Annotated in this window: 21 protein-coding genes; 12 read left to right on the forward strand and 9 right to left on the reverse strand. The window is 70.1% G+C overall.

The genetic code is table 11. The features are described from left to right. Nucleotides 1-247 precede the first annotated feature (247 nt). Entirely contained in the window at nucleotides 248-898 is a 651-nt protein-coding gene (locus Prum_RS43040; protein WP_246278491.1) for a dihydrofolate reductase family protein, read from the forward strand. A gap of 29 nt (nucleotides 899-927) precedes the next feature. Beyond that, nucleotides 928-1329 (forward strand): hypothetical protein, encoded by a 402-nt coding sequence (locus tag Prum_RS43045; RefSeq protein WP_173083089.1) that lies wholly within the window; start codon nucleotides 928-930, stop codon nucleotides 1327-1329. Between the two features lie 256 nt (nucleotides 1330-1585). Here Prum_RS43045 and Prum_RS43050 read toward each other — a convergent pair whose 3' ends face one another. Further along, nucleotides 1586-2566: an aldo/keto reductase gene (locus Prum_RS43050; protein ID WP_173083091.1), complete on the reverse strand. Its 981-nt coding sequence runs from the start codon at nucleotides 2564-2566 to the stop codon at nucleotides 1586-1588. 19 nt (nucleotides 2567-2585) lie between these two features. Further along, the gene (locus Prum_RS43055) at nucleotides 2586-3434 is read right to left on the reverse strand and encodes an SDR family oxidoreductase (protein WP_173083093.1); all 849 of its coding nucleotides are present in this window, start codon (nucleotides 3432-3434) and stop codon (nucleotides 2586-2588) included. A gap of 235 nt (nucleotides 3435-3669) precedes the next feature. Here Prum_RS43055 and Prum_RS43060 point away from each other — a divergent pair, with 235 nt between their 5' ends. Beyond that, nucleotides 3670-4443: a helix-turn-helix transcriptional regulator gene (locus Prum_RS43060; protein WP_308785421.1), complete on the forward strand. Its 774-nt coding sequence runs from the start codon at nucleotides 3670-3672 to the stop codon at nucleotides 4441-4443. Here Prum_RS43060 and Prum_RS43065 read toward each other — a convergent pair. The 3 genes from Prum_RS43065 to Prum_RS43075 all read right to left on the reverse strand — a co-directional run bounded on the left by Prum_RS43065 (nucleotide 4440) and on the right by Prum_RS43075 (nucleotide 9863). Further along, nucleotides 4440-5888, reverse strand: coding sequence for an FHA domain-containing protein (locus Prum_RS43065; RefSeq protein ID WP_218577647.1), 1449 nt, complete (start codon nucleotides 5886-5888; stop codon nucleotides 4440-4442). The genes Prum_RS43060 and Prum_RS43065 overlap by 4 nt on opposite strands. Nucleotides 5889-5994: 106 nt before the next feature. Next, complete coding sequence (locus Prum_RS43070) at nucleotides 5995-7281, reverse strand: S8 family peptidase (protein WP_173083095.1); 1287 nt, start codon at nucleotides 7279-7281, stop codon at nucleotides 5995-5997. 83 nt (nucleotides 7282-7364) lie between these two features. Further along, nucleotides 7365-9863, reverse strand: coding sequence for a CHAT domain-containing protein (locus Prum_RS43075; protein WP_173083097.1), 2499 nt, complete (start codon nucleotides 9861-9863; stop codon nucleotides 7365-7367). 279 nt (nucleotides 9864-10142) lie between these two features. On the opposite strand from Prum_RS43075, the gene Prum_RS43080 reads away from it, so the two are divergent. From Prum_RS43080 to Prum_RS43100, 5 genes are all read left to right on the forward strand, one after another. Then, on the forward strand, nucleotides 10143-11396 hold the full coding sequence (locus Prum_RS43080; RefSeq protein WP_173083099.1) for a S8 family peptidase: 1254 nt from the start codon (nucleotides 10143-10145) through the stop codon (nucleotides 11394-11396). Between the two features lie 102 nt (nucleotides 11397-11498). Beyond that, nucleotides 11499-12122 (forward strand): RNA polymerase sigma factor, encoded by a 624-nt coding sequence (locus Prum_RS43085; protein ID WP_173083101.1) that lies wholly within the window; start codon nucleotides 11499-11501, stop codon nucleotides 12120-12122. Then, complete coding sequence (locus tag Prum_RS43090; protein WP_173083103.1) at nucleotides 12100-12558, forward strand: hypothetical protein; 459 nt, start codon at nucleotides 12100-12102, stop codon at nucleotides 12556-12558. The genes Prum_RS43085 and Prum_RS43090 overlap by 23 nt, the downstream gene beginning before the upstream one ends. 76 nt (nucleotides 12559-12634) lie before the next feature. After that, a complete protein-coding gene (locus Prum_RS43095) occupies nucleotides 12635-13618 on the forward strand; it encodes a patatin-like phospholipase family protein (protein WP_173083105.1) in 984 nt (327 codons plus the stop codon). A gap of 69 nt (nucleotides 13619-13687) precedes the next feature. Further along, nucleotides 13688-14194, forward strand: coding sequence for a hypothetical protein (locus Prum_RS43100; RefSeq protein WP_218577648.1), 507 nt, complete (start codon nucleotides 13688-13690; stop codon nucleotides 14192-14194). A gap of 284 nt (nucleotides 14195-14478) precedes the next feature. On the opposite strand, the gene Prum_RS43110 is transcribed toward Prum_RS43100, so the two are convergent. Continuing rightward, entirely contained in the window at nucleotides 14479-15681 is a 1203-nt protein-coding gene (locus Prum_RS43110) for an FAD-binding oxidoreductase (protein ID WP_173084807.1), read from the reverse strand. Here Prum_RS43110 and Prum_RS54185 point away from each other — a divergent pair. Both Prum_RS54185 and Prum_RS55525 read left to right on the forward strand, forming a co-directional pair. Continuing rightward, a complete protein-coding gene (locus Prum_RS54185) occupies nucleotides 15634-15768 on the forward strand; it encodes a hypothetical protein (protein WP_281369153.1) in 135 nt (44 codons plus the stop codon). The genes Prum_RS43110 and Prum_RS54185 overlap by 48 nt on opposite strands. A gap of 1084 nt (nucleotides 15769-16852) precedes the next feature. Then, entirely contained in the window at nucleotides 16853-16996 is a 144-nt protein-coding gene (locus tag Prum_RS55525) for a GYD domain-containing protein (RefSeq protein ID WP_173084809.1), read from the forward strand. A gap of 51 nt (nucleotides 16997-17047) precedes the next feature. Here Prum_RS55525 and Prum_RS52975 read toward each other — a convergent pair whose 3' ends face one another. Beyond that, the gene (locus tag Prum_RS52975) at nucleotides 17048-17947 is read right to left on the reverse strand and encodes a hypothetical protein (RefSeq protein ID WP_246278492.1); all 900 of its coding nucleotides are present in this window, start codon (nucleotides 17945-17947) and stop codon (nucleotides 17048-17050) included. Between the two features lie 623 nt (nucleotides 17948-18570). Between Prum_RS52975 and Prum_RS43125 the strand changes: the two genes are divergently transcribed. Next, the gene (locus Prum_RS43125) at nucleotides 18571-19023 is read left to right on the forward strand and encodes a hypothetical protein (protein ID WP_173083109.1); all 453 of its coding nucleotides are present in this window, start codon (nucleotides 18571-18573) and stop codon (nucleotides 19021-19023) included. A 97-nt stretch (nucleotides 19024-19120) separates the two neighbouring features. Then, nucleotides 19121-19693: a hypothetical protein gene (locus tag Prum_RS43130; protein ID WP_173083111.1), complete on the forward strand. Its 573-nt coding sequence runs from the start codon at nucleotides 19121-19123 to the stop codon at nucleotides 19691-19693. A gap of 584 nt (nucleotides 19694-20277) precedes the next feature. Here Prum_RS43130 and Prum_RS43135 read toward each other — a convergent pair. Further along, the gene (locus Prum_RS43135) at nucleotides 20278-20640 is read right to left on the reverse strand and encodes a VOC family protein (protein ID WP_173084813.1); all 363 of its coding nucleotides are present in this window, start codon (nucleotides 20638-20640) and stop codon (nucleotides 20278-20280) included. Nucleotides 20641-20880: 240 nt separating this feature from the next. Beyond that, nucleotides 20881-23694, reverse strand: coding sequence for an ATP-binding protein (locus Prum_RS43140; protein WP_173083113.1), 2814 nt, complete (start codon nucleotides 23692-23694; stop codon nucleotides 20881-20883). Between the last annotated feature and the right edge of the window lie 83 nt (nucleotides 23695-23777).

The following is a 23777-nucleotide window of genomic DNA, read 5'->3' on the forward strand; positions in this document are numbered from 1 at the left end:
GCGCACGAACGCCACCACGTACTCGTCGTAGCCCTGGACAAGGTGAACGGTCGGTGATGGTGTGGCCGGTCCGTCCGCCTACGGACCATCCGAGCATCCAAGCCGCACCTCCGGTCAAGCCGGCTGCTCCCGGGGCTGGCCGACGGCATCAGCGGCGACCAGCCGGCTCAACGACCTGGCGCAGATCCGGCGCCCTGGTGACCGCGGTCCGGTCATACTGAACGACGCCGCAAGGCCGAAGGGACCTGTGACCATTAAACTGACGACCGTCACGAACGTCTCCCTCGACGGAGTGACACAAGGGCATCGACGGATTGACGCAGGGACACGACCCGAAGCCGGCGCGCCGGACGAGGAGGGTGGCGGCGGATTCGAGCGCTTCGGATGGGCCCCGCCGCTGCTGGACGACGCGGCCTCGACATTCATCAGCCAGGCTTTCCAGCGCGCCGACGCGTTCCTGTTCGGCCGGCGGACCTACGAGATCTTCGCCGGCTCCTGGGGAGCAGGCATGGATCCCGGAAACCCGGTGGGAGAGGCGCTGAACACGCGGCCCAAGTATGTCGCCTCGACCTCGCTCACCGACCCGCAATGGGCGAACACGACCGTCCTGTCCGGGGACGTCGCGACCGCCATCGGCGAGCTGCGAGCCGGGCCGGGCGGTGAGCTGCAAGTGTGGGGCAGCGGCACGCTGATCCGCTGGCTGCTGCACCACCGGTTGGTCGACGAGATCGTACTGCTCACCTATCCCGTGGTCGTCGGTCAGGGCACGCGGCTCTTCCCCGCCACCGGCCCGGACATTGGACTGGAGTTGACCGATCTGCAGTCCACCCCGCGGGGGCTAACGATCCAGACCTACCGCACCACGGGTCGCCCGCAGTACGAGACGGGCACGACCTGAAGCATTTGACATACGAATGGGAGGATTGAATGCGAGCCCTGGTGCCGTTACGCGTTCCGGCTGGCTGGTTGGTTGAGTACAACACGTTCGTCGAGTTCGGCCCCGACCGTCCGCCGACGGTCGATGACTACCGCTGGCACCACACCCAGGACCTGTTGCAGATACGTAGCTGCAAGGTGGTTGACGGCGTCTGGCAGGTCGACCCGGACGGCTTCCTTGTGGATCTTGGCTGGTATCCGGATGGCGAGCCGACCGGCGCCTACCGGTTGGTCGTGGTCCGGCCCGACTTTCGCGGCGATACCGTCATTGAGGTCAGTCATCGGGAGCAGAGCGTCATTTGCCGGGCGATCGAAACCTGCATCGCGGGAATCACCAATGGTGCTGCGGTATCCGCGATCGCCGAAGAGGTCCGCGATGTGGTTAGCCGGTGAAGGCTGGACACCGCGACTACGTTCGGTAATGCGCACGTCGCCTTCGGCTCGTCGTGTGGTAGGTCCAGGCGAGGGCTGCCAGACTCACCGGATGCCCCGCAGGTACGAGCCTCCGGCGCCGGAGATCCTTGCTTTGACCTCGGGCGGCAGCGTTTCATTCCGCGCCAGGTCGCCGGGCGGGCTCCGCTCGACCCGCCCGGGATGCCTGGCCGCGTTGCCGCCGCGATCCGCCACCGCTTGAAGGGGCGATGGGAAGTCAGCGGTCGATCGAGGCCATGTTCGTTTCGTCGTGACGGGCTCCGGCCGCCGGTCGGAGGGCGTTGAGGCGTTCGAGTTGCGTGGTCGTGAGTTCGAGGGCGTCCGCTGCGGTGTTCTCCTCGGCCCGGGTGACCCGGCGGGTGCCGGGGATCGGCGCGATGTCGTCGCCGCGGGTCAGGATCCAGGCGAGGGCGGTTTGCGCGGGGGTGGCGCCGATCTCGGCTCCGATGGCCGTCACTTCGTCGACGATGGCGAGATTGCGGTGGAAGTTCTCGCCGGTGAACCGCGGGTTGGTCTTGCGCCAGTCGTCGTCGGCGAAGTCGTCGACGGTGCGGATCTGTCCTGTCAGCAGACCGTGGCCGAGGGGTGAGTACGGTACGAATCCGATGCCGAGTTCGCGCAGCAGCGGCAGGATCTCCGCTTCCACGTCGCGGGTCCACAGCGAGTACTCCGTCTGCAGGGCCGAGACGGTCTGCACCGCGTGGGCGCGGCGGATGGTCTCCGGCGATGCCTCGGACAGACCGAAGTGCAGCACCTTGCCCTGTGCGATAAGTTCGGCGACCGCTGCCGCGGTCTCCTCGATCGGCGTGTTCCGGTCGACACGGTGCTGGTAGTACAGGTCGATGTGGTCGGTGCCGAGACGCCTGAGCGATCCCTCGACGGCGGCCTTCACGTTCGCCGCACTGCTGTCGATCACCCCGGGGCCGGCTCCGGAATGGGCGACCAGGCCGAACTTCGTCGCGATCTTCACCTGGTCGCGGCGGCCCTTGATCGCCTCGCCGACGATCTGTTCGCTGAGGAAGGGGCCGTAAATCTCCGCGGTGTCGATGTGGGTCACCCCGAGTTCGAGAGCGCGGTGGATGGTGCGGATCGATTCGGCGTTGTCGAGGCCGCCCTCGCTCGTGTAGGTGCCGGCCATGGTCATCGCGCCGAGGCCGATGCGGGAGACGGTCAGACCGCCGAGGTGTGCGTTCTTCATGTGATGACTCCTTGAATGCTCAGGCTGTGGCGTCGTCGTGGGCGAGGTTGCTGGACAGTTCGCGGTAGGCGCCGGCCTGCGTGAGGAGGTTCCTCGCCTTCTGTTCGACGGTGGTGACCGCGTCGGCGCCGGCCGCGAAGCGCTGCGGCGGCTCGTCCTGGCCGGCGAGCTGGATGAGCGCGTCGGCGAGTTTGGCGGGGTCGCCTGTCTGTAGGCCGTTCATGCTCTGCCAGGCGGCGATGGTCTGCTTGGTGCGCGCGGCGTAGTCGTCGATCGCGGGTTCGGCGAAGTTGGTCGACTCCGGTGTGAGCAGTTCGGTGCGGAAGAAGCCGGGCTCGACGAGCATCGTGTGGATGCCGAACGGTGCGACCTCGGGACTCAGTGACTCGATCCAGCCCTCGATGCCGAACTTGGCGGTGGCGTACGCGGTGCAGAACTCTTGGCCAACGATGCCGGCGGTCGAGGAGATCGCGACGATGAGGCCGGAGCGCTGGGCGCGCATGGCGGGAAGTACCGCGCGGGTGACGTTGATCGGGCCGAACAGGGTGGTCTCGATCTGCGACCGGAAGTCCTGCGGGCTGATCTCCTCGAAGAACCCGGCGTAGAAGTTGCCCGCGTTGTTGACCAGTACGTCGATGCGGCCGAACCGGTCCACCGCGGCGGTGACGGCGGCTTGCGCGTCGGCAGGGCTGGTGACGTCGAGCTTGACGACCAGTAGGTCGTCGTGCGCGCCGAGCGCCTTGGTCACGATGTCGGTGTTGCGGCCGGTGGCGACGACGGCGTGTCCGGCCGCGAGGGCGGCCTTGGCGATGTCGACGCCCATGCCCCGCCCGGCGCCGGTGACGAACCAAACCTTTTTGGTACTCATGTCCGTGGTGTCCTTCGTTGTCGTTGATCAAGCAAGGTCAACAATCAGAAAACGCGCCGGGCCGCCGACCAGGAAGTCACGGCTGAAAGGTGTTCTGGCAGGGCACCCCACGAGCGCGGCGGGCTGCCTAGCCTGGGGTTGTGGACAACCGCAGCGAGATCCGCGACTTCCTGACCTCCCGCCGGGCCAAGATCACCCCGAGCGGGCCGGTGTCACGTCGTATGGGAGCCGCCGGGTGGCGGGACTGCGCCGCGCCGAGGTCGCGCAGCTGGCCGGCGTCAGCGTCGAGTACTACTCCCGCCTCGAACGCGGCAACCTCACCGGCGTCTCCGACAGCGTGCTGGACGCTCTCGCCCGCGCACTGCGTTTGGACGAGGCTGAACGCGCCCACCTGTACGACCTCGCCCGCGCCGCCGGACCGGCCGCGCGCAAGCGCCGCCGCCCCCCGCCGCAGGGCGTGCGCGCGAACGTGCAGCGGCTGCTGGACGCGATGACCGAAGCGCCCGCCGTCGTCATGAACGGCCGCACCGACGCGTTGGCCGCCAACCAGCTGGGCCGGGCCCTGTTCGTACCCGTCTACGCCGGCCCGAGCCGGCCGCCCAACTTCGCGCGGTTCACCTTCCTGGACTCCCGTGCCCGAGACTTCTGGGGTGACTGGGACCGCATAGCCGACGACACCGTCGAGATGCTGCGCGCGCAGGCCGGCCGTGACCCCTACGACAGGGCGCTGACCGACCTCATCGGGGAGCTGTCCACCCGCAGCGAGGAGTTCCGTACCCGGTGGGCCGCGCACGACGTGCGCCTGCACCGCACCGGCATCAAACACTTCCGGCACCCCGTCATCGGTGAGCTGCACCTGACCTTCGAGGTGATGGATTTGGCCACCGACGAGGGCCTGAGCCTGGTCGCCTACGGCACCGAACCCGGCACCGCTTCCGAAGACGGACTACGCCTGCTCGCCAGCTGGTCAGCAACCCAGGCCCAGGACGCCGACGCAAACCGCAGCTAGCCGGCGCGGCGGCTCTCGGCAAGCGCGTTGTCCTGCTGGGTCTGGGCGCGGGTGTCCGGCGTGACGCAGACGAGGTCGCCCGGCACCGCCTCCCGCCACACGTACCCGTCGAGGCAGGTATCCGCCCCGTACGGCCCGCCGTCCGGCGAGCGCCGGCTCTGCGCGAGCGCGTTGTCCTGCTGGGCCTGCGCGCGGGTCTGCGGGGTGACGCAGACGAGGTCGTCCGACACGGCTTCCCGCCACACGTAACCGTCCACACAGGAGTCCTGCGGGGGCGCTTCGCCTTCGCCGGTGCCGGAAAGCGCGACCGGTGTACCGGTGTCGGGCGCCGGCAGGTTCTGGTGGATCACGAGGGTCGCGGTGCGCTTACCGGCCTGTGATGGTGTGAACGCCACCGTCATCTCGCACGTCTCGCCGGTGTTCAGCCATCGGTCGGCGCAGCCGTCGTCGGCGCTGAAGTCGCCGCCGTCGCCGGTCACGTCGACGCCGGTGATGTGCAACCGCTCGGTGCCGGTGGAGCGCACCTCGACGGCCGGAGCACAGTGGACGGTTGCGCCGACTGCGGTGGTGCCGCAGTCCACCGAGTTCGTCGCGGTCACCGCCAAGCCGTCCGTGACGGTCAGCGACGACGCGGTCGTGCCGCCGCCCCCGCCGATGACCGCGGAGCCCGGGAACGTGTGTTCGCGTTCCGCGGTGCCCGGCAGCACCGGCTTGCCGGTGGCCTGTTCGGCCAGTGAGATGCCCGCCCAGGTGACCGCGAGCGCGGTCGCGCTGAGGATGAGGATCGCGGCGCGGCGGACCCGGCCCTTCTCTCCGGCGCGTTTGGTGGAGAACGCACTGCTGACGACCGGACCGATGGCGGCGGCGGCCAGGCTTCCCCACGGGCCGGTGCCCGCGGCGCCGCTGAGCGTGGCGCCGACGACCGAGCCGGCGACCGCGAGTAGCAGCGCGGAGGCGGAGAAACCGGGGGCCTCGCGCAGTTCCTGGCGTAGCGACTGCCGGGAGACCGGCGCCAGCTGGGTCGGCTCGTCGGGCCTCCACGGCTCGCCGGTCGTCGGTTCGGAACGGCGCGGGGGCGCGTCCCACGGCACGGTCAAACTGAACTCGATTTCGACGTCGGCCAGCCGCAACCGGTCACCGTCGCGCAGCGGGGTCGGGGCCACAACCGGCTCGTCGTTGCGCGAGGTGCCGTTACTGGAGCCCAGGTCCTCGATCAGGTAACCGCCGGCCCCGGCGCGGACCGCGGCGTGGCGGCGGCTGACGTGCTCGCTCGACAGCGCCAGGTCGCAGGCCGCGTCGCGGCCGAGCACGACGCCTTCCGGCCCGACGGCCACCGACCGTCCGGCCTGCGCCGGCGGCGTGGTGATGACGAGCATGGCTGCGGGGCGCAGCAGCGCCGTGTCGGCGCTCGGCCGATTTGGCCGCCCCCATCGGTCCGCGGGCATGACGCCTCCCTCGGTGTGCTTGCCTTCGGCTCGTGGCTTGACGGGCCGGCGCCTTCCGACAACCTGTCCAGTTCGCGGAAGACGCCGGCGTCGACCTTGGCTCGGCTTACGCCGCCTTGGCCAAGGTCGGGATCATCGCGGACACGGTGTTGACGAGGCCGTACCCGGTGAGGTTCGGCTCGTAGGAGAGCCGCTCGCAGGTGGCCTCGAGCACCTTCTTGACCAGCGCCGGGCGCGCGCCCGGGTTCTGCGCGATCACCAGCGCGGCCACCGCGGCCACGTGCGGGGTGGCCATCGAGGTGCCGTTGAATGCCGCGAAGCCGCCGCCCACCACCGAGGACATGATGTCGACGCCCGGCCCCGCGAGATCCGGCTTGGTGAGCCGGATGGTTGACGTCGGGCTGACCCGGCCGCTGCTCGGGCCTACGCTGGAGAACGGCGCGAGCTGCTTGGCCTTGTCGACCGCGCCGACCGTGACGACCCGTCGGGCGGCACCCGGGTGGCGGATGTTGGACTGGCCCGGTCCCGCCGCGGCGCCCTCGTTGCCCGCCGCGACGACGACCGTGACGCCCAGCCGTACGGCGTTGTCAGCGGCCTGGCAGAGGATGCAGTCGGCGTCCTGGCACACCCAGTTGTGGTAGATCTCGCTCCAGCCGAGGCTGAGGCTGGCCACCTGCGCGTCGCGCCGCACCGCCTGTTCGAGGCCGTCGATGACCGCCTGCGGTGTGCCGGATCCGGCCGCGGTCAGCACCTTGATGTTGATCAGGCTCGCCTCGTACGCGACGCCGCGGTAGACCGGGTCGTTGCTGGCGATCGTGCCGGCGCAGTGGGTGCCGTGGTCGCCGGGGATCGCCACGTCTTCGCCGACCGTGGAGACCTCGTCGACGACCTTGCCGGACAGCGCCGGGTGCGCGCCATCGATGCCGGTGTCGAGCACCGCGACCCGCACTCCGCGGCCGGCCGTCCGGAACTCCTCCCACGCGTCGCGTGCCTCGATCACCGAGGTGCTCTCGTGCATCGTGGTTACCCGGTCGAAGCGTGCCAGCCGGACCAGCTCCACCTCGTCGATCTCGGCGACCCGTTCCATCTGCGCGGGCGTCAGGCTGACCGTCACCGCGTTCGCCAGCACGTGCTGACGGAGGTTGGCGCCCGGCGCGGCCTCGCGCAGCCGCTCCAGGATCGGGTCCTGGCTCCGCACGGCGCGTGCGCGCAGCTCTTCCAGGCCCTCCCGGCCGCCGCCTTCCGGCGCGCCCAGGCGCTCGTGGTGGGAGATCGTGACCTCGAACGTCTCCCCCTCGTCGACCTCCGATGCGCGCGCCCCCCGCGCCTCGGCCCGGACCCGCTGGGCGCCGATCGCCTCGGTCAGCCTCGGCTCGAACTTGTCTCTTGACATGCTTCACTCCATACCGTCAGCGGCCGGCCCCCGCCGGCTCGGACACGGAGTAAGAGCACCCCGACCAAGATCGAGATACCGGCTCAGGCGGCGCCGTGCGCCCCGAACGTGCACCAGCTGACGTAGGCGCCCGGCTCGTCGCGGTCGAGCCCGTCGCGGGCCTCGTACAGCGCGTGCGCCAGCGTGCGGCCGTTGATCAGGCGCTCGTGCAGGGCGCACATCAAGCCGACGGCGGCCACGTCGGGCACCGCGGCCACGCTCGCGACGATGCCAGCGGTGCCGCGGGCGATCAGCGCGCTCACGAAGCCCAACACCTCGTCGCCGGCGTACGTGGTGTCGGCGCCGGACTGGCACGAGGCGAGCACCAGCCGGTGCGGCGCGACGCCACGCGCCTCCAGCTCCTGCACGGTCAGCGGCCCGTCGCTCAACATCAGCGAGGAGAACATCGGGTTGTCGGCGCGCAGCCGGCCGTGGCACGCGAAGTGCACCAGGTCGGCGCCGTCGAGGATCCGTTGGACGGCCGCGGCCGTGCTCGCCGGCGGTACGACGACGGTGGCCCGCGGGTACAGCCGGCGAAGCCGCCGCACCTCGGTGGTAGCGCCGGGCAGGTGCGGCCCTTCGACGAGCACCACCAGCCCGCCGGCGGGGCGGCCCATCGTGGCCTGCCGGGACCGGGCCCAGAAGCGGGCGGAGGGCGCCAGCGAGAGCGGGCCGTCGTACAGCGCCGACCAGGGCACCCCGTGCAGCGGGCCGACCGGCACGACGACCAGCTCGGCGTCGGGCGGCGGCGCGAGCGGCCGGATGAGCAGCTCGCGGAGCCGCTCGACACGCACGTCGGCGCTCTGCCGGGCGGCCGAGAGCGACCCCGGGCGCGGCTGGGTCATCCGGCGCAGGGCGAACAGCAGCGCCCGGAGGTGGTCGAGCACCGGGCCGGTGGGACCGAGCGGCACCACCCGGCTGCGCCGGGGCTCGACGACCACGGCCAGCAGGCGGTCGCCCATGATCCCGTACTCGATCAAGATCCGCCCGGCCAGCAGCTCGCGTAGCCGGGTGGGGAGCGCGGCGGCGGCGCTGTCGCCGGCGGCCGCGGCACTGCCACGGTGCCAGGTGGCCCGCCGGATGCGGCTTTCGATCATCATCTGCCGCGCCACCAGCGACGCGGGCGCGTCGGCACCCCGGTCCGGCTGCTGGGCGAGTACGTCGAGTTCGGTGTGCACCGCGCGGAGCGCCTCCAGGTCGTCCTCGACGTCGGCTGCGCCGGCGGGCTCCACGGCCAGCAGCGCGGCTGCCCGGGTCCGCTCCAGCCACTCCAGGACCCGGCGAGGCGTGCCGCCGCGTACCACTGCTTCGAGGCCGAACTGCCCCAGCTCCTCGCCGTGGCCGGAGGCCAGTGCGCGCAGCTCCACCGACGGCAGTGCGGCGCGGTGCCGGGCGAGGTCGGCCAGGCCACGCCGGCAGTGGGCGAGCACGTCGGCATCTCGGGTACGCAGGCGGGCCGCCAGCGCCGCGGCCACGGCGCCGCGCAGGCGTACCAGGATCGGGGTTCCGCGGGACAGGTCGGCCGCGCGTCGATAGGCCGTCTCGGCGTCGCCGGCGCGGCCGAGGTGGGCCGCGACGCGCCCGGCGACGACGTACGCCTGCACCGCCGCCGACCGGGTCCGCGCCGCCTCCAGCGCGCGCGAGGCGCGGCGGGCCTCGCGCAGGTCGGCGGCGGACGCGGCGCCGCGGCGCAGCCGCGCCTCGACCGCGACCAGCGCGGCGCGGGCCCGCCAGGCGCCGCGGCGCTGCCGCTGGAAGGTCTCCGCGGCGGCCCGGGCGGCGGTCTCCGCCTCGGCCGCGTTCCCGGCGAGCATGGCGAGCTGCGCCACCCTCAGCTCCGCCTCGGCCCCCATCAGCGGTACGCCGTTGCGACGGAAGATCTCGGTGGCGGTACGGGCGGCGGCCCCGGCCTCCGGTAGCAGCCGCAGGTCGATCAGGGCGTCGGCGTACTCGACGTGGTGCTCGCCCAGCGGCAGGCCGGCGGCCTCGTGCGCCCGGCCGGCCTCGTCGAACAGCCGCAGGCCCTCGGCCAACCGTCCGGACTGCACGGTGACCCAGGCCCGGGTCTCCAGCACCATGGCGACCAGCGCCGGTCCCACCTCATCGGCCCGGCGCGCCGCGTCGTCCAGGAGCCGCAGGGCGTCGCCGTGCCGACCGTGCTGGGCGTCGATCATGGCGAGGTTGTTGGCCGCGATGACCATGATCCGCTGCGGCGTGTCGGGCCGGCCGAGCAGCTCGCGGTAGGCGGCGGCCGCCGGGCCGAGCCGCCCGATGTTCTGGTGCAGGACGGCCCGCTGGAACGCGAGCTCGACCGCCTTGCTGGTCCCGCCGCCCAGCTCGCCGGCCGTGTCGAGGTCGCGCTGTGCGGCGCCGAGGGCGCCGAGCTCCTGGTTGACCGCGGCGCGGCTGATCAGCACATCGGCCAGGGACTCGTCCAGCCCATGCCGGCGGGCGATGCGCGCCGCCTCGTCAAGCAGGTGCTTGGCCGCCACGTCCGCGAGCCGGGCGCGCTCGGCCCAGGCCAGCGCCCGCAACGCGAGCACCAGCGCCTCCGGCGGCCCGGTGCGCCGCGCCCGCCCTACCAGATCTGCCGCGATCGGGTGGTAACGCTGCGGATCTGCTACGACGCCCTCGTGTATCTGCCTAGCGTGTATTACGAGGTCTGCGGCGGGCTCTATTTCAATCAACGGTTCAAACTTCCGCGTCGCCTATGAAAGAAGCGGGTGATGGACATGGATCTGTGGAATGCCCCAGCGGGCGAGGCTTTCGAGGGTGACTATCCGGAATCCTATGGGAAATACGCGGCCCACCTTCGCGAAATTGTGGCGCGTCAGCTCGCCGAGCTGAATTCGGTCGGGTCGTCACCGCGCGCGCCTGAGCTCCTGGGCATCCTGCGCGGCCGCCGCAGCGGCCGGCAGGACCTGGCGCAGATCGAGGTGCTGCCGCGCAAGCGTGGCGGCGCGGGGGGCAGCCTGATCGCCCGCGGCGAGATCGTGATGCCGGCCGACTCGTTCGCCAGCCCCGAGGTGAACGCGGTCGTGAAGGCCCGCGGCTTCGACCAGGTGGCCGAGCGCGGCGGGCTGCGGGTACTGCGGCACGGCGGCGCGTTCCAGGCGCGGGTGCGCGAGACGATCGACGAGTTCCGGCGCGAAGGCGGGGCCGGCTGGTTCCACGCGGTCGGCGCCATGGCGGCCGTGGGCAAGGGGACCGGCGGTCCGGAGCCGGTCGACGGGCCCGGCGCGTTCGCGGCGCCGACCGGCGACCGTCAGCCGGGCCCGCGGGTGGCCGTGATCGACACGGGCATTCCGGCGTCCCGTCGCGGCGACGGGTGGCTCGACGCGGTGCCCCGCGACGCCGACAACGTCGACCTTCTCGACGCCTTCCCGTGTGGCCGCGACGGATTCCTCGACTTCCAGGCGGGGCACGGCACCTTCGTCGCCGGCATCGTGCAGCGGGTGGCGCCGGGCGCGGACATCCGGGTCTACCGGGCCGCCGACAGCGATGGGTTCGCGACCGACGCCGACATCGCGGCCGCGCTGCGGCGGGCGTACGCGGACGGGGCGCGCATCATCAACCTGTCGCTCGGCATCCGGACGCCCGACGACGAGCCACCGCCCGGCCTCGCCGGCGCGGTCGCCCATATCCACGCGGACTCGGGCGGCCAGACCGTGATCGTGGCGGCGGCCGGCAACTTCGGCGACGAGGACCCGTGCTGGCCCGGGTCGCTGGCCGGCGTCGAGGCGGTGGCCGGGCTGACCGCCGAGCTGCAACCGTCGCGCTGGTCCAGCCACGGCGACCACGTCCGGTTCTCCGCCGTGGCCGAGGGGATCCGATCCACGTTCGTCCCCGGAAACGAGTCCCCGGTGTTCGACCGGGAGCCCGAGTCGTTCCCCGAGGACGCGTGGGCACTGTGGAGCGGCACATCGTTCGCGGCGCCGCAGATCGCGGGCGCGATCGCCAGGATCTGCCAGGAACTGGAGATGCCGCCGCGGGAGGCGACCGACCTACTCGCCGAACGCGGCCTGGCGATATCGAAGTTCGGGCGCGGAATGCGGATCCTGGAAGGCGTACGCTGAAGTGGAACGGTTCCCCCGGGGCGGGTATCAGCGCCGCGGCGGCCGGTCTTTGTCGAGCAAAGACCGGCTCTGCCGCCAGATCCTCCGGCGAAGGGGGATGTCATGGGAACCGTGCCGACCGACGACCTGGCCACGCTCGTCCGGGCCAGCGTCAACGGCGACGAAGGGGCCTGGAACGAGCTGGTGCGCCGGCACGCCGGCCTGGTCGCGGGCGTTATCTGGCGATACCGGCTCTCGACAGCTGACGCTCAGGACGTCAGTCAGCTCGTGTGGCTCCACCTGATCGAGCACCTCGCGCAGATCCGCGAGCCCGCCGCGCTGCCCGGCTGGCTGGTCACCACCACCCGGCACGAGTGCCAGCGGTACCTGCGGGTGAACAGCCGCAGCGTGTCGGTCGACCCGGCGGCGATGACCCAGCTCAGCGTCGACGCACACGACGTCGACGAAGAGCTGCTGGCGGCCGAGCGGGTCCAGGTGCTGCGCGCCGCGCTGGCCGAGCTGAGCCCGCAACACCGAGAGCTGCTCGTGCTGTTGGCCGCCGACCCGCCCTGCCCCTACGCCGAGATCAGCCGCATCCTCGGCATACCCATCGGCAGCATCGGGCCGACCCGCAGCCGAGCCCTCGACAAGCTGCGCGAAACGGCGGCCGTCAAGACCTACCTTCAGACGAACGGGAAGGCCGCACGGACAGGAGGTGCCCGGCATGCCCTCGCGGAACTGGAATGACGATGACGAGCTCATGCGCGACCTGCGGGAGGCCCTGTGGCCCGACCCGACCGAGCAGCAGGTCATTGACTCGGCAACGGCGGCGTACCGGTGGGGGACCGCCGACGCCGACGTGGAACTGGCCGCGCTGCTCTACGACTCCGACCTCGACCAGAGTGCGCTCGTACGCGGCCCGCTGACCGGCGTACCACGCACGCTCGTGTTCGGACGCGGCCCGCTGAACGTCGAGATCGAGCTCAGCGAGACGGGCATCGAGGGGCAACTCGTGCCACCGGAGCCGGGCGTCGTGCGGCTGGTGAGCATCGCCGGGGCGGAGGCGGAGACCATCGCCGACGAGGTCGGCTGCTTCAGCTTCCCGGCGGGGCGCCGCGGGCCGATCCGGCTGGAGTGCACGCTGCAGGGCGGCCGGTTCGCCACCGCGTGGATTGTCACCTGACCGGGGGTATCACGGCCCGCCCACGGTGGATCTCTCCTTCAAGACGCCGAACCTGGCGCACCCGAGGGGGATCCCAATGGAGACAACGGAACGGAACGCCGACCTCGTGCTCGAAGGCGGCGGGGTCAAGGGCATCGGCCTGGTGGGCGCGGTGTCGGCGCTGTACGAGGCCGGATACCGCTTCGGCAGGCCCGGCCGGGTGGCCGGCACCTCGGCGGGGTCCATCGTGGGCGCACTGGTGGCCGCCGGCATGCCGGTGTCGCAGATGGTCGACGTCATGCGCGACCTCGACTACCGCCGTTTCCAGGACGGGCCGCCGTTCGGCGCGCTCGGGCGGGGGCTCTCGCTGCTCACCCAGCTCGGCCGCTACCGGGGCGACCACCTGCGCGGGTGGATCGCCGCGCAGCTGGCCAGCCTGGGGGTGCGCACGTTCGGCGACCTTCGGCTGCGCGATCCCGGCAGCGACCTGCCGCCCGAGCAGCAGTACGGGCTGGTGGTCATCGTGTCGGACGCCACGAACGGGCGGATGGTGCGCCTGCCGTGGGACTACGCGCGGTACGGCCTGGATCCCGACGAGCAGCCGGTGGCCGACGCGGTACGCGCCTCGTCGTCGATCCCGTTCTTCTTCCGGCCGTACCGGCTCCGGCTGCCGCGCGGGGGCAAGACGGCGATCTGCACCGACGGCGGGATGCTGTCCAACTACCCGATCAACATCTTCGACCGCGCCGAGGGGACGCCGCGCTGGCCCACGTTCGGCGTCAAGCTGTCGGCCAGGCCACCGGACGGCCTGTGGGACAGCACATGGGCGCCGGTACGCGGTCCGATCGGCTTGGGCAAGGCGCTGATGGCGACCATGATGAACGCGCACGACCGCCTCTACCTCGACGACCCGGCGGTCTGCGCACGCACGATGTTCGTGCCCACCGACGGCGTGCGGTCCACCGACTTCGACCTCTCCGAGAGCATCCGCGAGAAGCTGTACGCTCAGGGGCGGGCGGCCGCCAACGACTTCCTCACGACGTGGGATTTCGAGGGCTATCTGCGCAAGTGGCGCCGGTGACTGCGCGGCCGTTCAATGGTGAGCCTGTGGTCAGGTAGCTACGCCATACTTATGGCCATGCGTCGATTGATGGTTGTTCTGTTTGCCGCCGTCGTGGCGGTCGTCGTCGCTCCGGCTCCGGCTCGGGCCGCGACCGGCGGCGGGTGGGTGCCGGCGCCGTCCGCGCCGGTCGACGTGCCGGCGGGCGTGTTGTGCGACTTCCCGATGCACAGCGAGCCGCTCGTCGACGAGGTACGCACCCGGGTACTGGCCACCCATCCGGACGGCTCGCCGAAGCGGCAGGCGTTCGTGGGTGACCTCGTCGTACGGGTCACGAACACGGCGACCGGTGCCTACGTGGACGTGAACGCGAGCGGCAGCGGACTGGTGGTGGTCCAGCCGGGCGGCACGCCGACCAGGAACTCCACCTGGTACGCCGTAGGCCCCGCCGGGTTCGGCTTCCGGGAGGGCGGCGGCGACCACCCGCGCGGGATGTGGGTCTTCGACGGCGTCTACACGGTCGCGTTCGACGCCAACTCCTACAAGAGGGTGACGATCTACCACGGTTCCGAACGGAACATCTGCACCGAACTGTGAAGCGCTTATCCCTCACGTCGCGAACCGTCCGCACGCTGCATCACTATGACGAGATTGGCCTCCTGCGGCCGTCCACGCGGACCGCGGCTGGGTGACCGCGCTGCTGCGTTCACGGTTCGGCTAGTTCGACGGCTATCTGCTGTCTCTGCGCTGCGCCGATTTGCTCGAGGATTGCATGTGCCCGGGCGAGCTGGGTTTGGGCGTTTGTCGTATCTTGCTGGAAGACGATCAGACCAGCGAACCACCTTCGATGCTTGGCAAGCTGAGCCTTTCGTAGGAGGTGCTCAGGCGATGACGAAGCTGGGGTGCAACAGTCCGGCGGGGTCGTACTTACGGGCCAGCTGCAGCAATCGGTCACGACGCTCGGCGTCGAACAGTGCTGCGGCGGTGCGTTGGTCGGGTCGTCCGAAAGTGAAGTTCGGCGAGCTGCCTACGGCGCTCCCGGACCAGCTGGCCAACAGTTCATCCTGCAGCGCCCGCGCACTTGCCGCGTTCGACTTGGTTGTCGGGGCTACCACACACAGCAGGTACATCGCCTCGCGGTGGCTGACTGCGTTCGGCACCCTCGGCGGAGTGGACAGCGCCCCACCGAGATGACGAACCGAAATGATGGAGCGAACCGACCGGCCTGGCGCCGACGCGGCGATGGCGTCGCGGAGGCGTTCCTCGTCGATCGCCCGCAACAAGACGTTGTCGCCGACATACGCATGCGGCTGATCCGGTTCGCTGAAGACGGTGTCGGACCGCCGGTACGGGATCTCCTGCAAACCGTCGTACGCAGGTTTCAACGCCCGCAACGGGGCCACCAACTCGTCTGCCTCCGCAGCCGAACCCAGGTAGGCGATCTGGACATGGGCCATGTGCCGCTTAGAAACTTCAAGCGTGGTCATCGCCGAGGTCATCTCCGAGGGCATTGTCGCCGTCCAATGCAACCAGGTTGAGACCACGTCCGGCGTCTCGCCCAGGTCGAACATCAGACCGCCCCCGACCAGCCTGGCGACCGGCATCAAAGCCATCTCCAGCGCGGTCACGATGCCGAAGCTCCCGCCACCGCCGCGGAGCGCCCAGAACAGGTCCGGCTCCTCGTGTTCCGAAACCGTCAGCAGGGAGCCGTCGACGGTGACCAACTCCAAGCGCGTGACATGGTCCGCGGCGAAGCCGTAGCGACGAGCCATCAGCCCGATGCCGCCGCCGAGCGTGTAGGAGACAGCGCCGACACCGGGCATGCTCCCAGACAGCGGTGCCAGATCGTAGCGTGCGGCGGCCTCGATCACGTCGCGCCACCGCGCTCCAGCGCCCACCCATGCGGTGCCGGCACCGGGGTCGACATCGACGCTGTCCATCCTTCGCGTCGACACCAATACACCTTCACCGGCGAGCGGGTTGGCGAGTCCATGTCCGGTGGCCTGGACCGCGATCGGCATACATGACTCCGCGGCGTGCCGGACGGCCGCCACGACGTCGCCGGCAGCCCGTGCCGCCACCACGTGGGCTGGCTGATGTCGCTCCCGCAACTGGAAGCCGGCACGGTGCTCGTCGTACTCGGCAGACCCTGGGCGGTACGCCACCGGTGATTCGGCGTCGGTCGTGTTGGCACTCAACGCGGGCACCTTTCTGGATCGGGGGTGCGTGCGCGGCGACGATAGCCAGGGGGTACGACATTCCGCGAATAGCCGCTGGTCCGAGTGCTAACTAGGTTGCGGAACCCGCAGCGCTCAGTGGACAAGGGACAGGTCAGGCGGCAAACTCGTTCCAGGTGTGCAGGTCTGGACCCTCGGCAGGTCGTCGAATGGGGACGTCGGTCCGACAGGTGCCAGCGGCCATGAAAGCAGTTTCTCGCTCCCTGTGTCTGGCGACTCGGCTTCACTGTCCTTCAATGAGGTGCTTGTTGCCGCGCAGAGGTTTCTACTGCTGGGGGTCAGTCAAATAGCTGTGGCCGCAGAGAGTTACCGCAAGTACGTCGCAAGGTCTGCGGCGCCGTAGAACCGAACCCGCCTTGCGGCCGAATCCTCGCTACTCATTGCCCTCCACCACTCACAAAATTTGATCCAGGCACCGTCGTTGAAGGTGGTGCCACGGAGAGAATGCTTTCGCGTCGGCCAATTGTCAATCTGGCCGGAGCGGGCGTTCCGCTCATCGGCAGTTCAGGATGCCCACTCAGCCTGACGGCGGCTACGACCGTGATGGCCCCGGCTGCTTAACAGACACGGCTGGCGCAGATACGGACGCGTCGCCGTCACCTACCGAAGCGCCCGGTCGTGCGTTTGGACTCCCACCGGTCAAGCTGGTGGAGTGCGTGCTTGTTGTAGCCGATCTGATACATAGCTTCTTTGATTTGCGCCAGCGCAACTCCGGAGTCGGCGAAGTCCTGAAGCCGTTCCACGTAAAGCCGGCGGGACGTTGAGCCATCCTCCGTACGGTAGTGGGCCAGATATCCCTCGGCAAGGCTTAAGTAGGGGCCCGAGAATTGGGGCGTGGTGCGGCTCAGAGCACTGAGGTTCGTCGGCGAGATCGAGCGTGCACTCAACTCGGCATGACAGAGCGCCGTCAGCGGTGTCTAACGTGTGCTTCGCGCCGAGGGTATGCCGTCGCGCACGTTGGCTATGACGCTCCGGTGGAGCACTACACCTCAGGACAGCCAGCGAGGCCGCCACCCACATCGTCGCGGTCGCCGACTTCCCCGACGACGAGACCGGCACGGCCTTCCTTCTGGCTCTAGGCGGGCAGGGCAACGTCCGGACAACGACGCTGCGCGCGTTCACCGCCGACCAGCTTGGGGAAATTATGAACAAACTCCCCTGACGCCGACCCACGGCGCAGGATTCATGCGACGCACGCACTCACATCGGCAAATTAGGATGGTTCGCCTGCGCGGTTCAGGCGCGTGACGATGGATCGGAGCCAGGCTTGGCTCAGGGCTGGTTCGCCGTCGATCGACCGGGCTAACGCTCTGCGCCCTGCTGTGCTGCGGCCGTGGGCCACGATCGCCACCGCTTCGGCGAGGGCTTGGCGGGTCTTTTCGTCCCGATCGGGGCCGTCAGCCTCGGCCAGCCACCGTTCCGGCCGGTACGAGCGGGTCAGCTTGGTCTGGGTGTTGCCGAGGTAGGACCAGACCGTGGAGTCGAGGGACACGTTGACCACCGATCTGGCCGGCAGGCGGTCAGTCCAGTCTGCGTGCTGCTGCCAGCGGAACGTGTTCGGGCTGGTCTTGCGACGGCTGGTCACTCCCACGAACCGCAGCTTGCGTCGGATCACCGGCCACGTTTCCCGCTCCTGTTCGATCCAGGCGGCCAGCACCCCGAGCAGTTCGCCGAAGGTCGAGCCGGCGTCGACCACATCCACGAACGTGGCGGGGCGATCCCGCCGTGCCAGCAACGACGGAGCCAAACCAAGTTCGCCGAGCACTCGACGTGCCGTCAGCTGCTCGCCGCCAGTCAGCGGGCGTCGACGCCACCGCCAGGATCCGACCCGCACCGCGGGGCGTTGGAACGAGAACGGTAGGCGGAACGTCTGCGGCCCAGACACATCGTCTGCCAGCGCGCCGCTGAGCAGGTCGAACATTGAGTCCAGCGAACGACCTACGAAGAACAGGTCACCGTCGTCGCTGCGAGCGAGCACCTTGCCCGCACAACCAACAAGATCATCAAGGAACCACAGATCCGGCCGTACCGTATCGGCCAGCAACGAGCCCAGCTGAGCAGGCGTCACAAGATCCCATCGGTACGGAACGCCGGCCCCCACAGGCTCCCTCACGCCAAGATTGTGTCAACCCCGGACCCCATCTGCATCGCCAGAGCAGCTCAGGCGCGCATCGCTCATGCTCCTGTTGGACAAGTCCTGGCAGCAGAGGTATGCGCGAGGCTTCGTTAGGGCGGTCCATGCGATGGAGCAGACGGGGGTTTAATGCCCTCGGCATTGCTGCATGTCGAGGTAGCCGACGCCGCGTGGATCGAACACATCAATGAAGGCATGCAGTGGGGCAGCGTGGCCTTCGCGGTAGTGGAGAGGTACAACGACTGCCTACCGTTCACCTTCCAGACGACAGCCGAGGGCTGACACGCGACACTAGCCGCGACGCGTGAATGCTTCCGAGTAGACGTACTGGGTTTCAGCACTTGAGTGACCGCCGGGTCGGGCGGCAGGTCAGTGCCTCCTGGTTCAAATCGGGTTGAGTGGCTATCTCAAGATGAGCGTCGCGGAGTTGACAGGTGGTGGTCTGATCTGCCGTCTGTATCGGTGGCCGGGTAGAGACGAGGTCCGTCGATTCCGAGTTCATTTCGTGCCGCCTCCATGAACTCGGCACGGTACTCCTTTTGCCTGGCTGATGATCCACCTGTCGATGATGTCGCCAAGGTGTGAAGGGTCGACGTGTATTTGTGCGCGACCGAAGCCAAGCGGAAGCTGCAGACCAGTTCAAGCAGCTTCTTGGAGAGCCACAAGGCATTCAGAAGATCGTGCAGGGGCGTGTCATCGGACGAGGCACGATTCATTCGATCGCCCGCAACCTGCTCTACTCGCTGAGCGGCGTCAAGAAAGTTTACGATTGCCTCCTTGCGCTCGGCCCGAGCCGCTGCCGCGCGTTGGTCGGCGTGTCGTCTGGACTCTCCTCGGGTTGCGAGGTACTGGCCTGTCAGCGTTCCCGCGGTTCCCAGCGCCACTCCAACAAGGGGCAGGATTACCGCACCGACCGTAACTCCATCCATGTCGACGATTCTCGACCAGATGCGGCCCGGACGGAACGTGCTGTCTTCGGCATGTTCGGTCATTCACCGTATGAGAAGGGACGTGAACGGCCGCGATCCTCGACTCTTGACCGTTTTGACGGTTAAGGGTGCATGATCTTGTGGAGGATGACGGCCGTTACGGCACTGTCGGGTTCACGGCTGACGTTCTGGTTGATCAAGGATCTTCGCCTAGCGTCAGGACATGTCTGGTAGACGTTGGCTCAGGCGCTTGTTGCCCGCCAGCCTCGTGCTCATCTTGGCCGTCTTCCCCGCCAGCCGGGCAGCCGCCGCACCGTGCACCGGCGTCAACTGCTATCGGTACTACGCGGACATCACGATCACGGCATGGACGGATCCGTCAATTCCGGTCTTCCCGGGCAGCACCCATTACTACACGGTGCGGGTGACCAACACCGGCTGGCGTACCGGCGGAGCCAGCGTGCCCACGCCAGGGCTCGGCCCCGACTCCGGCGACGTGTACGTCGTCTTCCAGCCCAGTTCGCCGGAGGAGTACCCGGTCGCCAGGGCCGACTACACCGGCTACGCCTTCACCGGCGCCCCGTTCCGTTGTTACGGCTACCTCGGCAACGGCCTGGTGTGCCACACCGAGAGCATCCCGAACGGCACGACCAGCCAGTTCACCGTCGCCTTCCAGGCTCCACGCACCGTAGGAAGCCACACCTTGACTACCTACGCCGACACCTACGGGTGGACCGAGTACGACGAGAACAACAACAGCCTGACCCTGACCTACCAGGTCGGCTACCTGGCCTGACCCCACGACACGACACGCCGTCAGCGGCACGATAGTGCGCGGCAGCACGGACAGTAGCGTTCGCGGCGGTCAGCTACGCCGGGCGACCAACAATCCGGCGAGCGTCAAACCAAAACCGACCAGCACCAGCCATAGCATGTCGAAGACCGCCAACCCGACCAGGATCAGCACACCACCCGCGACGGACAAGCCGTACGCCTTGGGATTGCGACGCCACCCCGGTGGACGCCACCCACCACGTCGCTGCGGAGCCTGTTTCACCACGGGCGATCCTCCCCGTCATCTGCGCGGCAACTTTGACCGACCAGGTCATTCGATCAGCAAACTAAACCGCCGCCAACCGCCGACTCGACATTCTGCCAAGCCGGACGCGCGAACTTCGGCACGACCGGGCGTTGAGGCACAGCGGGTAGACGTACGGACCGGCGACGGACGCGTCGGCGGCCTGCGTGTCCGGATCGCGGCGTGACCGGATGCTGTCGGGGTCTGCTCCACGGTCTTGTTTGGCGGCGTGGTCGGCATCCGCAAACACGGCCACGCCGTCCTATCTCGCCGTCCTGTCTTGCCGATGAGCGGTCGCGCGATCAGCCGTCGTCGCGGCAGAGGCAGAACGGGTGGCCGGCCGGGTCGAAGAGCACCCGGATATTGTCCTGCGGCTGGTGGGTGGCGATCGAGGCTCCGAGGGCGACGGCCTCGGCGACGGCGGAGTCGAGGTCTGCGACCTGGAAGTCGAAGTGCATCATCGGGCGCTGCTGCCCGTCGACTGGTGGCCACACGGGGGCCTGGTAACCGGTCGCCTGTTGGAACACGACATAGATGGACCCCTCGGGAGCGGCGAGGACCGTCGTGCCCGGCCCCTCGTGACCGATGGGCCACCCGAGCAGCTCGGAGTAGAACCTCGCCAACGCGCCGGGGTCAGGCGCCTCGATAGCGGTTCCCCACCACATGCCGTTCGTTCGAGATCGCACCCGCGCTCCTCCCAAGGGGTGGTCATTACCCGGTCATGTCGGCACCCTAGAACTCATTGCGGACGTTGTACTTCCGGAATCGATTCCCGCTAACGATCGTCGCGCTGCACCGCACCGCGCCTGCGGCTACCGGGACACCCGCCCGTGCCGCGACCAGGGCGCGGGCTGTCGCTCCGGCTAGTGCGGTGTCCACTGACGTTCAGACCTTCTGTACGAGCGTCAGGCGTCCGGTTTCTCCAGGTCGGCTGGTGCATCGTGGCCGATCAGGCGGCTGGCGAGGGCGATCCGGGAGCGCACGTCGAGCTTGCTGAAGACGCGGGATACGTGAGCTTCCACGGTCTTCGGGCTCAGATGCAGGCGTTCGGCGATCTCCCGATTGGTCAGCCCTCGGACGATCAGGTCGGCGACTTGCCGTTCCCGGGCTGTCAGCTCGGACCGGCGGGCGCCGGCTGGCCGGCGGACCCGAGCGGCGAGCCGAAGTTGTACCCGGGCCAGTTGCCGAGACAGCCAGGTTGCCCCGGCTGCCTGGTACGCCACCTTCGCCCGGCCGAGCTCGGCGTGGGTCGCCTCCACCTCGCCGAGCGAGGCGGAGATCTCGGCGAGGAGCTGGTGGGTCAGTCCGCGATCGACGAGCGCGCCCGCCGTGGCGTAGTGGCCGGCCGCCGCGCGGGCCGACTCCGTCGCGCCGTGCGGGTCGTCTCGTGCGAGCACGCGCGCGTGCGCCTCGTGTGCCGTGCCGAGCGGGTAGGCGAGGCCCGTCGTGCGCGCTTGGGAAAGAGCGTCCGCGGACTGCTCCCGAGCGGCGGGCTGGTGGCCGGCCGCCGCGGCGGCGACCGCCCGCAGCGCGAGCAGGCGCACCTCCATGTCGGTGGGCCACGGGCGTGCCGTGGGCCGTACGTCGAGCAGGTCACACTCCGCGTGGCAGTCTTCGATGCGACCGGCCGCCAGGTACACGCGGGCCAGGTCCAGCCGCGCCAGCCCGGACCACCAGGCCGACCGTGGCCGGCGCGCGGACACCTCACCGGCCACCGTGAGCGCCGCGTCGGTCCCGTGCCGCCACAGTGTTGGCAGCAGCAGCACGGCCTGCGACATGGCCAGGGTCTCGGTGCTCCTGATGTGCCGCGACGCTTCGGCGGCGTGTTCGGCGGTTTCGACCGCGTCGGCCAGGCGGCCCAGCCGCACCCACAGCGTGGCCTGCACGATCAGCAGATAGGGCAGGGCGTGGCTGCGGCCGGCGCGGGTCGCCAGATCTATCCCCCGGGCGAGGTGGCGGGCGGCGTCGTCGTGGCGTTCGAGGGAGGTGTGCGCCCAGGCCAGCGGCGCGACCAGCTCGACATGGGGCAGCAGCGCGGCGTCCGGCCCGCTGTCCACCAGCCAGCCGGCGCGTTCGCTGTGCGTTCGGGCGTCGGTGATCTGGCCGGTCTGCAGGTGGGCCAGGGCCCGCAGCGCGTGCGCCGCCGCGGCCAGTGCGGGGTCCTCGGTCCCGGAGACCAGCCGGATCGCCTCGGTCGCCTGGTGCAGGCCGTCCTGCGGGTCACCGCAGAGCACGGCGGTGGCGGCGGCCTCGGCCCGGAGCTGGGCCCGTACTCGCCGCTGCTGTCCGGGCCGGCGCAGCTCGGCGGTGAGTAGCGCCCTGGCCTCGTCGTACTGGCCGAGAAGCCGCGAGATGACGGACGAGAACGCGATCGCCGCGGCTCGGGCCTGGTCCCGCGTCTGCATGATCTCGTGCAGCAGCCGCCGGCTCTCGGCCAGGTCACCCGCGACACCGGTGCCGCGGGCGAGCGCGACGAGCAATGAGCAGCGGTACGGGACCAGGCCGGCGCGGTCCGGCAGTATGCGCAACGCCTCCCGCAGGAGGCGGACCGCGGTGGATGGGGCGGTGTCCAGGTAGCCGACGCCGGCGTCGCCGAGCGTCCGCGCGGCCTGCTCGTCGCCGTATCGGGCGCATCGTTCGGTGTGGTGGGCGACCAGGGCCACCGGCCCGTCGCGCAGTCTCAGGTATTCGGCCGCGCGGGCGTGCGCGGCGATCCGCCAGCCCGGCCCGGCCGTCCAGTACGCGGCCGCGCGCAGCAGCGGATGCCGGAACGTGAACCGCGCGCCGGTGACCGTGCCCACGGCCCGGTCGGACAGCTCGTCGAACGCGGTGACCGCGCGGCCGTCATCCACCTCCGCGATGTGGGCGACCAGGTCGAGCGAGGCCTGCGCGCCCGCGACGGCCGCGGCGCCGGCCATCAGCCGAGCCCGCGAGCCGAGCCCGTCCAGCTCGCGGCGTAACACGGCGAGCAGCGCGTCCTCGATCGGCTCGGCGGCCTCGGGCGCGCCCTCGGCGAGATGGGCCAGCACCCGGTCCTTTGCGCTCATCAACGCCTTGAGATAGAGCGGGTTGCCGGCGCTGGCCCGGTGCAGCAGCCGTCGCCGGTCCGGGTCGACGTGGGGCAACATCGCCGCGTACGCGGCCTCGTCCAGCGGCCGAAGATTGAGCCGTATCGCCGGTGGGTCCAGCGAGGCGACCGCCTCCGCGATGGGCGGCGGGGTCAGGCCGGTGCGGCTGGTGAGGGCGAGCACCAGACGTCCGGGCGGCGGGCGGCGCAGCAGGTACTCCGTCAGCTCCAGCGACGGTTCGTCGGACCAGTGCAGGTCGTCGAGCGCCAGCACCGCGGCGCGTTCCGTGGCGAGCCGGCCGAGCATCTGCTGGATGCCGCGGTAGGTGTGGTATCGGTCGAGCCGGTCGTCGGCCGGGACCCGGCCGGTGGCCGCGGTGAGTAGCGTCCGCAGGGCCGCGCTGGTGAAGCCGGCGGTCAGCGGGGCCAGCGCGTCGACGTACGTGCCGAACGGCACGACCCGCTCGAACTCGGTGGCCCGGCCCGACAGCACGGTGAGGCCGTGGCGGCGGGCGCGCTCCAGCAGCTCGGTCAGCAACCGGGTCTTGCCCACCCCGGGCTCGCCGTCGATCGTTATCACCAGGAAGCCGTTGCCGGCCTGCTCGGCGAGTGCCGCCTCGATCCGGCTGATCTCGTCGCGCCGCCCGAACATGTCAGCCGCCTGCGACCCGCTCGTGGCGGGGGCATCCGGTCTCGTACGCACCACCGCCGCCCCCGATGTCAGCGGAAGATCGA

The organism is Phytohabitans rumicis, from assembly GCF_011764445.1.
Taxonomy (GTDB): domain Bacteria; phylum Actinomycetota; class Actinomycetes; order Mycobacteriales; family Micromonosporaceae; genus Phytohabitans; species Phytohabitans rumicis.

What these genes read in the sequence shown, in the direction of transcription:
- Prum_RS43095 (WP_173083105.1), top strand. Translation starts at nt 12,635, where the DNA reads ATGGAGACAACGGAACGGAACGCCGACCTCGTGCTCGAAGGCGGCGGG.
- Prum_RS43100 (WP_218577648.1), top strand. Translation starts at nt 13,688, where the DNA reads ATGGTTGTTCTGTTTGCCGCCGTCGTGGCGGTCGTCGTCGCTCCGGCT.
- Prum_RS43085 (WP_173083101.1), top strand. Translation starts at nt 11,499, where the DNA reads ATGGGAACCGTGCCGACCGACGACCTGGCCACGCTCGTCCGGGCCAGC.
- Prum_RS43045 (WP_173083089.1), top strand. Translation starts at nt 928, where the DNA reads ATGCGAGCCCTGGTGCCGTTACGCGTTCCGGCTGGCTGGTTGGTTGAG.
- Prum_RS43055 (WP_173083093.1), bottom strand. Translation starts at nt 3,434, where the DNA reads ATGAGTACCAAAAAGGTTTGGTTCGTCACCGGCGCCGGGCGGGGCATG.
- Prum_RS43065 (WP_218577647.1), bottom strand. Translation starts at nt 5,888, where the DNA reads ATGCCCGCGGACCGATGGGGGCGGCCAAATCGGCCGAGCGCCGACACG.
- Prum_RS43130 (WP_173083111.1), top strand. Translation starts at nt 19,121, where the DNA reads ATGTCTGGTAGACGTTGGCTCAGGCGCTTGTTGCCCGCCAGCCTCGTG.
- Prum_RS43140 (WP_173083113.1), bottom strand. Translation starts at nt 23,694, where the DNA reads ATGTTCGGGCGGCGCGACGAGATCAGCCGGATCGAGGCGGCACTCGCC.
- Prum_RS43135 (WP_173084813.1), bottom strand. Translation starts at nt 20,640, where the DNA reads ATGTGGTGGGGAACCGCTATCGAGGCGCCTGACCCCGGCGCGTTGGCG.
- Prum_RS43090 (WP_173083103.1), top strand. Translation starts at nt 12,100, where the DNA reads ATGCCCTCGCGGAACTGGAATGACGATGACGAGCTCATGCGCGACCTG.
- Prum_RS43050 (WP_173083091.1), bottom strand. Translation starts at nt 2,566, where the DNA reads ATGAAGAACGCACACCTCGGCGGTCTGACCGTCTCCCGCATCGGCCTC.
- Prum_RS43070 (WP_173083095.1), bottom strand. Translation starts at nt 7,281, where the DNA reads ATGTCAAGAGACAAGTTCGAGCCGAGGCTGACCGAGGCGATCGGCGCC.